This is a genomic window from Gammaproteobacteria bacterium (assembly GCA_037388465.1).
Classification (GTDB): Bacteria; Pseudomonadota; Gammaproteobacteria; order SpSt-1174; family SpSt-1174; genus JARRKE01.
Genome location: JARRKE010000013.1, coordinates 17,872 through 30,037 on the forward strand (window position 1 = coordinate 17,872; position 12,166 = coordinate 30,037).

14 protein-coding genes and 1 pseudogene are annotated in these 12,166 nt (G+C 63.9%); 1 reads left to right on the forward strand and 14 read right to left on the reverse strand.

What is annotated here, in order from left to right; all coding sequences use genetic code 11:
• Positions 1–234 precede the first annotated feature (234 nt).
• From P8Y64_04220 to P8Y64_04275, 12 genes and pseudogenes are all read right to left on the reverse strand, one after another.
• The gene (locus P8Y64_04220) at positions 235–984 is read right to left on the reverse strand and encodes a Nif3-like dinuclear metal center hexameric protein (GenBank protein ID MEJ2059673.1); all 750 of its coding nucleotides are present in this window, start codon (positions 982–984) and stop codon (positions 235–237) included.
• A gap of 18 nt (positions 985–1,002) precedes the next feature.
• A pseudogene (gene hisC, locus P8Y64_04225) lies at positions 1,003–2,015 on the reverse strand (histidinol-phosphate transaminase).
• A gap of 3 nt (positions 2,016–2,018) precedes the next feature.
• Positions 2,019–3,332, reverse strand: coding sequence for a histidinol dehydrogenase (gene hisD, locus P8Y64_04230; protein MEJ2059674.1), 1,314 nt, complete (start codon positions 3,330–3,332; stop codon positions 2,019–2,021).
• A gap of 26 nt (positions 3,333–3,358) precedes the next feature.
• A complete protein-coding gene (gene aroG, locus P8Y64_04235) occupies positions 3,359–4,441 on the reverse strand; it encodes a 3-deoxy-7-phosphoheptulonate synthase AroG (protein ID MEJ2059675.1) in 1,083 nt (360 codons plus the stop codon).
• 26 nt (positions 4,442–4,467) lie between these two features.
• Positions 4,468–5,109, reverse strand: a complete 642-nt coding sequence (hisG, locus tag P8Y64_04240) for an ATP phosphoribosyltransferase (protein MEJ2059676.1) — start codon at positions 5,107–5,109, stop codon at positions 4,468–4,470.
• Positions 5,110–5,116: 7 nt separating this feature from the next.
• Positions 5,117–6,376, reverse strand: a complete 1,260-nt coding sequence (gene murA / locus P8Y64_04245; protein MEJ2059677.1) for a UDP-N-acetylglucosamine 1-carboxyvinyltransferase — start codon at positions 6,374–6,376, stop codon at positions 5,117–5,119.
• A gap of 94 nt (positions 6,377–6,470) precedes the next feature.
• Positions 6,471–6,785 carry an STAS domain-containing protein gene (locus P8Y64_04250; protein ID MEJ2059678.1) on the reverse strand — a complete coding sequence of 105 codons (315 nt, stop codon included), beginning with the start codon at positions 6,783–6,785 and terminating at the stop codon, positions 6,471–6,473.
• Positions 6,782–7,450, reverse strand: coding sequence for an ABC transporter substrate-binding protein (locus P8Y64_04255; GenBank protein MEJ2059679.1), 669 nt, complete (start codon positions 7,448–7,450; stop codon positions 6,782–6,784). Before P8Y64_04255 ends, P8Y64_04250 begins: the two co-directional genes overlap by 4 nt.
• Before the next feature lie 17 nt (positions 7,451–7,467).
• Entirely contained in the window at positions 7,468–7,929 is a 462-nt protein-coding gene (mlaD, locus tag P8Y64_04260) for an outer membrane lipid asymmetry maintenance protein MlaD (protein MEJ2059680.1), read from the reverse strand.
• A 10-nt stretch (positions 7,930–7,939) separates the two neighbouring features.
• Positions 7,940–8,719 carry a lipid asymmetry maintenance ABC transporter permease subunit MlaE gene (gene mlaE / locus P8Y64_04265; protein ID MEJ2059681.1) on the reverse strand — a complete coding sequence of 260 codons (780 nt, stop codon included), beginning with the start codon at positions 8,717–8,719 and terminating at the stop codon, positions 7,940–7,942.
• Positions 8,719–9,534, reverse strand: a complete 816-nt coding sequence (locus tag P8Y64_04270; protein ID MEJ2059682.1) for an ABC transporter ATP-binding protein — start codon at positions 9,532–9,534, stop codon at positions 8,719–8,721. Before P8Y64_04270 ends, mlaE begins: the two co-directional genes overlap by 1 nt.
• A 65-nt stretch (positions 9,535–9,599) precedes the next feature.
• Positions 9,600–10,208: a hypothetical protein gene (locus P8Y64_04275; GenBank protein ID MEJ2059683.1), complete on the reverse strand. Its 609-nt coding sequence runs from the start codon at positions 10,206–10,208 to the stop codon at positions 9,600–9,602.
• 190 nt (positions 10,209–10,398) lie between these two features.
• Here P8Y64_04275 and P8Y64_04280 point away from each other — a divergent pair, with 190 nt between their 5' ends.
• The gene (locus P8Y64_04280; GenBank protein ID MEJ2059684.1) at positions 10,399–11,577 is read left to right on the forward strand and encodes a fatty acid desaturase; all 1,179 of its coding nucleotides are present in this window, start codon (positions 10,399–10,401) and stop codon (positions 11,575–11,577) included.
• A gap of 70 nt (positions 11,578–11,647) precedes the next feature.
• Here the strand turns inward: P8Y64_04280 and rpmG are convergent, their stop codons facing one another.
• On the reverse strand, positions 11,648–11,815 hold the full coding sequence (gene rpmG, locus P8Y64_04285) for a 50S ribosomal protein L33 (protein ID MEJ2059685.1): 168 nt from the start codon (positions 11,813–11,815) through the stop codon (positions 11,648–11,650).
• Between the two features lie 11 nt (positions 11,816–11,826).
• Entirely contained in the window at positions 11,827–12,063 is a 237-nt protein-coding gene (gene rpmB, locus P8Y64_04290) for a 50S ribosomal protein L28 (protein ID MEJ2059686.1), read from the reverse strand.
• Positions 12,064–12,166: the final 103 nt, after the last annotated feature.

Here is a 12,166-nt window from a genome sequence, read left to right on the forward strand (position 1 = left end):
ATGCGTTGTAGAGGGCGTTGTTTAAGAATGTTGCCCCAGGCGAAACCGCAAGCAGGGCCCGCCAAAAGCCCGGTAGAATCCCCTAACTTCCCATTGAGGTCAAGTTTTGCAGGGTTGTTTTTCCTGGAAGGACGTCGCGCGCGATACGACAGCCAAATACTCCCCATGTTCCCCATGCAAGGCCGTCGGCCGCTAAGCTATTGATTTACGGTTTGCGCCTTGGAGCGAAACCTTTTAGACGGGATTGGGGATCTCCACGAACTCCCAGTCCACCCCGAATTCCCCCGCCAGACGCCCTGACAACGCCTGTACGCCGTAACGTTCGGTGGCATGATGACCGGCTGCAAAGTAGTGGATTCCCGCCTCACGCGCGACATGGACGGTCTGCTCGGAAATCTCGCCGCTGACGAAGGCATCCAGCCCCAGCGCGACCGCCTGCTCGATGTACCCCTGGGCGGCGCCGGTGCACCAGCCGACGGTGCGGATCGAGGCCGGTCCACCCTCGATATGCAACGGCGTGCGGTCCAGTGCACCGGCCAGGGTCGACGCGAACCCCTCCGGGGTTACCGCGCCCGGCAAACGGCCGTGGCTGCCCACCCCTTCGGCATTGAGTGTGCCGAGCACCTCCAGCCCCAGACGCCGGGCCAGCTGGGCGTTGTTGCCCACTTCGGGATGGGCATCCAGCGGCAGATGGTAGGCAATGAGGCTGATGTCGTTGTTCAGCAAAGTGGCGAGCCGCGCCCGCTTGATGCCCCGCAGGGTCGGGTCCTCGCCGCGCCAGAAATAACCGTGATGCACCAGAACGGCGTCAGCGCCTTCCGCAAGCGCGGCGTCCAGCAGCGCCTGGCTGGCCGTCACGCCGCACACGATGCGGGCCACCCGCTCGCGCCCTTCGACCTGCAACCCGTTAGGGCAGTAATCCTGAAACCGCCACGGCTCCAGCAAGGCATCGCAATAGTCAACGATGTCCTGCAGTGCCGCCATCACGCCGCCGATCAGTTCGCCCAGCGCCGCCAGCAGCCGCTCGTTGGCCTGCGGGGTGCCGATGGTGATGCGCAGGAACTGCGCGATGCGCCCGTCACGAAAATGCCGCACGATCACCCGCCGCTCCCGCAATCCGCTCGCCAGGGCGCCCGCGTCGTGGCCGGGATGGCGGACAAACACGAAATTGGCCGCCGAGGGCAGGACCTCGAAGCCGAGCGCCTGCAGTCCCGCCGCGACCTGCGCCCGGCTGTCGATGATGGTCTGCCGGGTCCGTTCGAAATAGTCGCGGTCCTCGAAAGCGGCCACCCCGCCGGCAACGGCCAGCCTGTCGAGCGGATAGGAATTGAAGCTGTTCTTGACCCGAGCGCCAGGCCGATGCGCAGTCCGGCCAGCGAGCGGGACTTGGACAGGGTCTGCACGACCAGCAGATTGGGATAGCGTTCGATCAGCGCCACCGCGCTTTTGCCGCCGAAGTCGATATAGGCCTCGTCGACCACCACCACCGTATCGCGGTTGCGCTCGAGCAGCCATTCGATGTCGGCCAGCGGCAGCAGGCATCCCGTGGGAGCGTTGGGATTGGGAAAGATCATCCCGCCGTTGGGCTGCAGGTAGTCGGCGACGCGGATCTGGAAATCCCCGGTGAGCGGTACGGTGCGGTAGTCGATGCCGTACAAGCCGCTGTACACCGGATAAAAGCTGTAGGTGATATCCGGGAACAGCAGCGGCTCGGCATGTTGCAGCAAGCCATGAAACACATGCGCCAGCACCTCGTCCGAGCCGTTGCCGACGAAGACCTGCCCGGGACGAATGGCGTAGTAGTCGGCCACGGCCTGCTTGAGGCGCTCGGACTCGGGATCGGGGTACAGCCGCAGCGACTCGCTCACCTCGGCGCGGATGGCCTCGAGCACCCGCGGCGACGGGCCGTAGGGATTTTCATTGGTGTTGAGCTTGACGAGGTCGTCGACCTTCGGCTGTTCGCCCGGGACGTAGGGCGTCAGGCGCTGCACCACGTCGCTCCAGTAGCGGCTCATGGCTCAGTCTTGCAGACGATACGCTGCGGAAGCTGCGTGTGCGTACAGACCCTCGCCCTCGGCCAGCACGCGCGCCGTCTTGCCCAGGGTGGCGGCACCGGTCGGCGAGCAGCCGATCAGGCTGGAACGTTTCTGGAAGTCGTATACGCCCAGCGGGGAGGAAAACCGCGCGGTGCGCGAGGTGGGCAGCACGTGATTGGGGCCCGCGCAGTAATCGCCCAGCGCCTCGGCGGTGTAGCGGCCCATGAAGATCGCACCGGCGTGGCGGATGCGCCCCGCGACCGCCTCGGCGTCGGCGACCGACAGCTCCAGGTGTTCGGGCGCGACGTGATTGGCGATCTCGATGGCCTCGTCCATGTCGCGCGCCGTGATGAGCGCAGCCCGCCCTTCCAGGGAGGCACGGATGATGTCCGCGCGCGGCATGTCGGCCAGCAGGCGCTGCATGCTGGCCAGCACCCGGTCGGCAAAAGCGGCATCGGGCGTCACCAGAATGGACTGGGCGTCCTCGTCGTGCTCGGCCTGGGAGAACAGGTCCATGGCGATCCAGTCGGGGTCGGTCTGGCCGTCGCAGACCACCAGGATCTCGGAGGGACCGGCAATCATGTCGATGCCGACCGCACCGAACACCATGCGCTTGGCCGTGGCTACGTAGATGTTGCCGGGTCCGACGATCTTGTCGACCTGCGGCACCGTCTGCGTCCCGTAGGCGAGCGCCGCCACCGCCTGGGCGCCACCGACGGTGAACACACGGTCCACCCCGGCCACGGCGGCGGCGGCCAGCACGAGCTCGTTGAGCTCGCCACCGGGCGCGGGCACCACCATGATCAGTTCGGGCACCCCGGCCACCTTGGCCGGGATGGCGTTCATCAGCACCGACGAGGGATAGGCCGCCTTGCCGCCCGGCACGTACAGGCCTGCGCGGTCGAGCGGTGTCACCTGCTGCCCCAGCACCGTGCCGTCCGCCTCGGTGTAGCGCCAGGATTCCAACCGCTGGTGTTCGTGATAGGCGCGCACCCGTTCCGCCGCCCGCTCCAGGGCGCTGCGGGTCTCGCCGTCGATCGCGGCCAGCGCCTGTTCCAGGCGCGCGCGCGGCAGCTCAAGCTCCGCCATGGTATCCGCCGTCAGGTGGTCGAACCGTTCGGTGTAGTCGAGCACCGCCGCGTCGCCCTCGGCGCGAACCCGGGCGATGATTTCGTTGACCGTCTGCAGCACCGCGGCATCGGATACGCTTTCCCAGGCCAGCAGGGCGTCGAGCCGGGCGCGGAAATCGGGCGCGCCGGCATCGAGACGGCGAATATTGAGCGTGGCGTCGGTCATTGCGAAAGGCTCCGCTGCGGGTAAGGTCAGGCGCTTTCGCGGCCGCCCTTGTTGAGCAGTTCACGGCGCTGGCGTACTCCTTCGGCCAGCTCCATCAGCAGGGGTTCGGTAGCGTCCCAGCCCAGGCAGGCATCGGTGATGCTCTGGCCGTAGACCAGTTCTTCGCCGGGGGTGTTGTCCTGGCGGCCGGCGACCAGATGACTCTCGATCATCACCCCCGTAATCGCCCGCTCGCCGCTGGCCAGCTGGTCGGCGACGTCGCGCCCCACCACCACCTGGCGCTCGTACTGCTTGCGGCTGTTGGCGTGACTCAGATCGACCATGAGGCGAGGCTCGAGACCGCTGCTGACCAGCTTGGCGGTCGCCGCCTGGACGGACTTGGCGTCGTAATTCGGCTCACGTCCGCCGCGCAGAATGATGTGGCAGTCGGGATTGCCCGAGGTCGAAAAGATCGCCGAACGGCCTTCCTTGGTCACCGACAGGAAGTGATGCGGCTGCGAGGCGGAACGGATCGCGTCGATGGCGATCTGCAGCCCGCCGTCGGTACCGTTCTTGAAACCCACCGGACAGGACAGGCCGGAGGCCAGCTCGCGATGCACCTGGCTCTCCGTGGTGCGCGCCCCGATCGCGCCCCAGCTGACCAGGTCGGCCACGTACTGGGGACTGATCAGGTCCAGGTATTCGGTCGCCGCCGGCATGCCCATGTCGGCGAGGGACAGCAACAGGCCGCGCGCCTTGCGCAGGCCCTGATTGATCTGGAAGCTGCCGTCCAGGTTGGGGTCGTTGATCAGCCCCTTCCAGCCGACGGTGGTGCGTGGCTTTTCGAAGTACACGCGCATGATCACGAACAGCGAATCCGACAACTGCTCGTTCAGCGCCTTGAGACGCGCGGCGTAATCCAGCGCGGCGTCCACGTCGTGAATCGAACAGGGTCCACAGATGACCAGCAGGCGATCGTCCCGCCCATGCAGGATGTCCTGCACCGCCTTGCGGGCGCTGAATACGGTTTCCGAGGCGGCATCCGTAATCGGCAATTCCTCGTGCAACCGCACCGGCGGCGTCACCTCGAGGATGCCTTGAATGCGCAGATCGTCTGTGGCGTACCTCATGTCTTGGACGTAGTCTAATTTAAGTACTAATTTTTTGATTCTACAGCATCTTTCAACTGACTGAGAAGGTCCTTGATAACCGACGCCTTCATCTTCATGGCCGCCTTGTTCACGACCAGGCGCGAACTGATGTCGGCGATATGCTCCAGCGGCGCCAGCCCGTTCGCCCGCAGGGTATTGCCGGTGTCGACCAGGTCGACGATGCGGTCCGCCAGACCGACCAGCGGCGCCAGTTCCATCGAACCGTACAGCTTGATGATCTCGACCTGGCGGCCCTGCTCGGCATAGTAACGCCGCGTGGTGTTCACGAATTTGGTGGCGATACGCATCCGCCCGCGCGTCGCCGGCGAACCTTCCGGCCCCGCCACCATCAGCTTGCAGCGGGCGATACGCAGGTCCAGCGGCTCGTACAGCCCCTCGCCGCCGTGCTCCATCAGCACATCCTTGCCGGCAACGCCGAGGTCCGCCGCGCCGTACTGGACATAGGTCGGTACATCGGTGGCACGGATAATGACCAGTTTAACTGCTGGCAGGTTGGTGTCGAGGATCAGCTTGCGGCTGGTCTCCGGATCGTCCTGGGGCACGATGCCCGCGGCCGCCAGCAGCGGCAGGGTTTCCTTGAATATGCGCCCCTTGGACAGGGCAATGGTCAGCGTCGTGTCGCTCATAATCGGCTCAGTCCGGGACGCGGCGAATGGAGGCACCCAGGGTTGCGAGTTTTTCTTCGATACATTCGTAACCACGGTCGATGTGATAGATACGATCGACCACAGTCTCCCCTTCCGCCACCAGGCCGGCCAGGATCAGACTGGCGGAGGCACGCAGATCGGTCGCCATGACCTGCGCCCCCTTGAGCTGCTCGATACCGCGGGTAAAGGCGGTATTGCCCTCGATATGGATATCGGCCCCCATGCGGCGCATCTCCTCGGCATGCATGAAGCGGTTTTCGAACACCGTCTCCGTGATGGTCGCCGACCCTTCGGAGACGCTGTTCATGGCCGTGAACTGCGCCTGCATGTCCGTCGGGAAGGCCGGGTACGGCGCCGTACGCACACTGACCGCCCGCGGACGGTTGCCCTTCATATCCAAGGCGATGGCATCGCCTTCAATGCTGAGATTGGCGCCCGCCTCGTGAAGTTTTTGCAGCACGGAGTCCAGCAGCGAGGGATCGGCATGACGCACCCGCACCTGACCGCCGGTCATGGCCGCGGCCACCAGAAAGGTGCCGGTTTCGATACGATCCGGCAGCACGTCGTACTGGCAGCCCATCAGGTGCTCCACACCGTCGATGACGATGGTGTCCGTCCCCGCCCCTTTCACGTCCGCACCCATGGCGTTCAGGCATCTGGCCAGATCGATCACCTCGGGCTCGCGGGCGGCGTTTTCGATCACCGTACGCCCATCGGCCAGGGCCGCCGCCATCATCAGGTTTTCGGTGCCGGTCACCGATACCAGGTCCATGACGATGCGCTCGCCTTTGAGACGCTTGGCCTCGGCGATGATGTAGCCGTTCTCCACCTTGATGTCGGCCCCCATCGCCTGCAGCCCCCTGATATGCAGATCGACGGGACGCGAACCGATGGCGCAGCCGCCCGGCAGGGAAACCTCGGCCCGGCCGTAACGGGCCAGCAGCGGCCCCAGCACCAGGATGGACGCGCGCATGGTCTTGACCAGCTCATAAGGTGCGCGGAACGAATTGATGGTGCGTGGATCCACCTCGATCACCATGCGCTCGTTGACGGTGAGGGTGGTGCCCATACGCCCCAGCAATTCCATGGTGGTGGTGACGTCGTGCAAATGAGGCACGTTGCCCACCTGCATGGGGGTATCCGCCAACAAGGTGGCGGCCAGAATGGGCAATACGGCGTTTTTCGCGCCGGAGATGCGCACGTCGCCTGAAAGCGGCTTACCGCCGTGAATGATCAGCTTTTCCATCGAAATCGGGACCTGAGGGCAGAGGGCGCGCCCCCTGCCGGGGGAAAAGCGGGGATGATATAGGAAATCCGCCCCTCAGGGCACCGGCGCGACCTCAAGCAATCTGCCGCGGGATGACGGATTCCAGATCGGAGACCTCGATCATGCGCGCCAGCTGGTCGGGCAAACCGGCGAAAACCAGTTGCCGCCCCGCCCCGCGTGCTTCGCGCATCAGCGCCAGCAGCAGAGCGATGCCGGCGCTGTCGGCGCGGGTCACACCGCTGAGATCAACCTGCAGGGCGGCGTCGCCGCCCCCCTCGAACAGGCCGGCGGCGTCGAACTGCCGCCAGAACTCAGGGACGGTCTCGAAGCTCAACGCTCCCACCAGGCGGGACTGGCCGGGCCCGACCTGCTCGAGGCGGATGCTCATTTCTGGGCCGTTGCCGAACCGCCGGAATGACCGGAGTTGCCCTGTGCCGCCTTTTTGTTGAGCGCCTGAATCTCCTTGATCAGGGCCTCCAGCCCTTCCGTGGCGATCTTCTGCTGATAGGTACTGCGGTAATTGGTTACCAGACTCAGGCCGTCGATGACGATATCGTAGACCTTCCAGTCCCCGGAGCGGGTCTTGATCAGACGATAGGTCACCGGCAGATTGGGCTTGCCGCTGCCCTGGAGGATCTCGGTATCCACCTGAGCGAAACGCGGATTGCTCGACGGCCGCGACGGCAGGTAACGAATGGTCTTGCCGGAATATTCGGCCAACGAGCGGGTGTAGGTGCGCACCAGCAGGGTCTGGAACGCCGTCTGGAAATCGCTGCGCTGCTGCGGCGTCGCCGAACGCCAGTTCACGCCCAGGATCAGTTTGGACATGGCGTTGAAGTCGACCACCGGCAGGATCACCTTGTCCACCAGGCCATACAGGAACTGGGGATCGTTCTTGGCCTTGCCGGGGTTGTCGTTGAGGATCTTCAGGACCTTGTCCGCGGTCTGCTTGACCAGCGCCTGCGGTGCGCTTGCATCGCCGGCCCAGGCGCTGACCGAAACAAACGCCGCAACCAACCAGACCGCCAGACTGCGCTTGATCAAAGTCTTCATTCCGCTCTCCTTCGGCATTACTTGGACGTGAGGCTGACCAGAATCTTGCCGACGATCTGTTCCAGGATCACGGCGGACTGGGTGTACATGATCTGGCCACCGTTCTTGAGCACCGCATCCTCGGCCCCGGGCTGAATGGCGATGTACTGCTCGCCCAGCAGACCGGCCGTGTAAATGCTGGCCTGGCTGTCGGCCGGCAGGAAATTGTAGCGATCCTCGATGTTCATGGTGACCCTGGCCTTGAAGCTCTTGGGATCGAAATTCACCCCGGTCACGCGACCGATGGTCACCCCCGCCATGGTCACCGGCGCACGCACCTTGAGTCCGCCGATATTCTGGAATTCCGCCGTTACCGTGTAGCCCTTGGCATCGCCCGGGGCACTCAGGTTGCTCACCTTCATGGCCAGCATGAAGAGCGCGGCGAAGCCGGCGGCCACGAACAGGCCGACCCAGATTTCTATTTTTCGCTTCGAGTCCATAAGTCCTCGGTCATTTGTTGAACATGAGTCCGGTCAGGACGAAATCCAAGCCCAGGACGGCCAGCGAACTGTTCACTACCGTTCGCGTGGTCGCCCGGCTCACCCCCTCGGAGGTGGGAATACAGTCATAGCCCTCGAACAGCGCGATCCAGGTCACCACCACGCCGAACACCAGACTCTTTATGACGCCGTTCATGATGTCCTCGCGCAGGCTCACGTGAGCCTGCATCTGCGACCAGAACGCCCCGTCGTCGACACCCAGCAGGCCGACCCCCACATACCAGCCGCCCAGCACGCCCACCGCACTGAACATTGCCGCCAGCAACGGCATCGCCAGCACGCCGCCGAGAAAACGCGGCGCGATGACCCGTTTCATCGGATCGACCGCCATCATTTCCATCCCCGACAGCTGTTCGGTGGCCTTCATCAAGCCAATCTCGGCAGTCAGCGCCGAACCGGCCCGCCCGGCGAAGAGCAACGCCGTCACCACCGGCCCGAGTTCGCGCACCAGGGAAAGCGCCACCACCGTGCCGAGCGACTCCTCGGCATTGAAAGTCACCAGTGTATTGTAACCCTGCAGCCCCAGCACCATGCCCACGAACAGTCCGGAGACCACGATGATGACCATGGACAGGACTCCGACCGAATACAGCTCGCGCAGCACCAGGCCGGGGCGCGGCAGCAGGGCCGGCTGGCCACCCAGGGTAAACAGGAAAAACAGACCGCCCCGCCCGAGGCGTTCGAACGACCCCAGCGCCCAACTGCCCAACCGCTGCAACATATCGACCATTATTGTGTTGTCTCCAGACCGAGGTCGCGCTCCAGGCTTTGCGCGGGATAGTGATAGGGAACCGGCCCGTCGGGCAGCCCCTGCATGAACTGCCTCGCCCAGGGCGAACCGGTCGCATCCAGTTCCTGTGGCGTGCCCTGGGCGATGACGCGCCCGTCCGCGATCAGATAAATGTAATCCGAGATGGAAACCGTCTCCGGCACGTCGTGCGAGACCACAATGCTGGTCAGGTCCAGGGCGTCGTTCATCTTCTTGATCAGGCTCACGATGGTACCCATGGTGATCGGGTCGAGGCCGGTGAACGGTTCGTCGTACATGATCATCATGGGATCCAGCGCGATCGCCCGCGCCAGCGCCACCCGACGCGCCATGCCGCCGGACAGCTCGGCCGGCATCATGTCGCGTGCACCGCGCAGGCCCACCGCCTCCAGTTTGAGCAGCACCAGGTCGCTGATCATCTCCTCCGGCAGGCGGGTGTGCTCTCGCAGCGGAAAGGCCACGTTCTCGAAGACGTTCAGGTCCGTGAACAGGGCACCGGTCTGAAACAGCATGCCCATGCGTTTGCGCAACCGGTACAGCTCGCCGGTCTTCAGCCGGTGCACGTCCTGCCCATCGACCAGCACCCGGCCGCGCTCGGGGCGCAGCTGTCCGCCGATCAGCTTCAGCAACGTGGTCTTGCCGGTCCCGCTCGGCCCCATCACGGCCGTAAGCTGACCGGCACCGATTTCGAGATCGAGCCCGGCGAAGATCGGTCTTCCGTTACGGCTGAAGTGCAGGTCCTGCACCTCTATCAAGGGCCTGTGTTCTGCTGACATAAGACGGTGGGATGACTAAAAGGGAGAGTGTGTGTGGATATCGATAAACCTGTCAACACGCCAGTCTACAGACCCAGCAAACGCGCCAGGGTTTCCAACGACTCCATTACTTCCGGCGGGCCTTCGACAAACAGCACCAGTTGGTCGCCCTGCGCCGAGGCCGCAAAGTCCTCCAGCAGCTGCCGGATGGCGCGCGGCGGCGGCAACTGATCCAGATGCAGCAGTCCGAGCGGCGCACTCCCCTCGACCAACCCACCCTGCCAGAGACAGTCCGGCGCGCTGCCGACCTCGCGCGGCACGATCGGCAGCCCCGCGAATTCCCCGCTCAGCCAGGTCCGTCCCTCCAGGGCGCCCGCATCCACCACCAGACCCGCCAGCCGTTCGCCCAATGCCCGGAGACAGGCCAACGTCCCGGCATGGCCCGCATCCCCTGTTTGCTCTGCATGCAGTTCCACGTAGATGGCGAATCCCTCGCCGGCATCCCCGGCCCATTGGCGCAGCTGGTCCTCGCCGGCGGCGGCGAATGCCTCAGCGGGCATCAGCACGCTTCTAAAAGCGTTCGCGTAATAGCCCAGGCGCCACTCGGGCGGCAGGTCTTCCGGATACCAGCGCGCCACCCAGGCGGATTGTTGCCACCCGTAGGCGGCCACTTCCAGGGTACGCACATCGGCCATCACTGCCTCCTCGCTTGAACCGTCGGTTTTCTGGATTATCTTTGGCCACACTACCCCCCTCATGACACCCGCAGGGAATTGCGAATAGTCATGGACTGGGTTCGACCGGATGGCCTATAGTGGCTTGCAGAGGGGATTCAAAGCCCCCATTGAATAACTGATTATCCCTAACCTGAGTAATTTCATGTCCCTGATTTCCGGCTTTATCCAGCTCCCATGGTGGGGCTACATCCTCGTTACGCTCGGCCTGACCCATATCACCATCGCCAGCGTGACCCTGTTCCTGCACCGCGCCCAGGCGCACCGCGCCCTGGACCTGCACCCCGTCGTCAGCCACTTTTTCCGTTTCTGGCTGTGGCTGACCACCGGCATGGTGACCAAACAGTGGGTCGCCGTGCACCGCAAGCACCACGCCAAATGCGAAGGCCCGGAAGACCCGCACAGCCCGCATGTGGCGGGTATCGACAAGGTGATGCTCGAGGGTGCCGAACTGTATCGCAAAGAGGCGGACAACGCCGAAACCCTGGAACAATACGGGCATGGCACGCCGAACGACTGGCTGGAGCGCCACCTGTATTCCAAGCGCAATTTCTGGGGTGTCTCGCTGCTGGCCGTTATCGACTTCCTGCTGTTCGGTTTCTACGGCATCACCATCTGGGCCATCCAGATGCTGTGGATCCCGTTCTGGGCCGCGGGCATCATCAACGGCCTGGGTCACTGGTGGGGGTATCGCAACTTCGAACCCCGCGACGGCTCGACCAACCTGATCAATATCGGCTTCCTGATCGGCGGCGAGGAGATGCACAACAATCACCATGCCTTCCCGAGTTCGGCCAAATTCTCGGTCAAGCCCTGGGAATTCGACATCGGCTGGTTCTACATCCGCATCCTGTCCCTGCTCGGCCTGGCCAAGGTGCGGCGCACCGCACCGCGCCTCGCACACGAGACGAGCAAGGAGCACATCGACCTGGAGACGGCGCGCGCCATCATCTCCGGTCGCATGCACATCATGGCCGATTACGCGCGGCAGGTGATCCGGCCCGTGCTGCGCCAGGAAATCGCCCAGACGGAAGACGGCGGCATGAAGGCCCTGCTGGTCCGCGCCCGCCATGCCCTGATCCGTGAAGAATCGCGCATGACCAGCCGGCTGCGCGAGCGCCTGGACAACGCCCTGCACCACAATGCGATGCTGGAGACGGTTTACAACTATCGCAAACAGCTGCAGGAAACCTGGGACAAGACCCACGCGAACCAGGAAAAACTGCTGCAGTCCCTACAGGAGTGGTGCCAGCGCGCCGAAGCGAGCGGCATCCAGGCCCTGCAGGAATTCGCCGCCAGCCTGCGCGGCCTGACCCTCAAGACCGGCTGAGCCGCGCACTCAGCCATAAAAAAACCCGGCCAAGGCCGGGTTTTTTTATGGCTACCGCAGAAACGCAGACTTACTTGATCTTCGCTTCCTTGTAGATCACATGCTGGCGAACGACGGGATCGAATTTCTTGATCTCCATCTTTTCCGGCATGTTGCGCTTGTTCTTGGTGGTCGTGTAGTAGTGACCGGTTCCCGCGGAGGAAACCAGCTTGATCTTGTCACGTGCGCCCTTGGCCATAATCGTCTACCTCAAACCTTGTCGCCGCGCGCACGGATGTCGCCCAGCACGGCATCGATGCCCTTCTTGTCGATGATACGCATGCCCTTGGAGGACACCCGCAGCTTCACCCAGCGGTTCTCGCTCTCCACCCAGAAGCGGTGGGTGTGGAGATTCGGCAAAAAGCGACGCCGGGTCTTGTTGTTCGCATGGGATACATTGTTCCCCGTGACCGGACGCTTGCCCGTCACCTGGCATACTCGAGCCATGGTCCTTAACTCCGTGAAATCCAGAGGGTATCGGTGAAAAGGCGCGCAAGATAGCAAACATGTGCCGTTCTGGCAAGCAGCGCGTCCATGGCGCTTGGCCTGC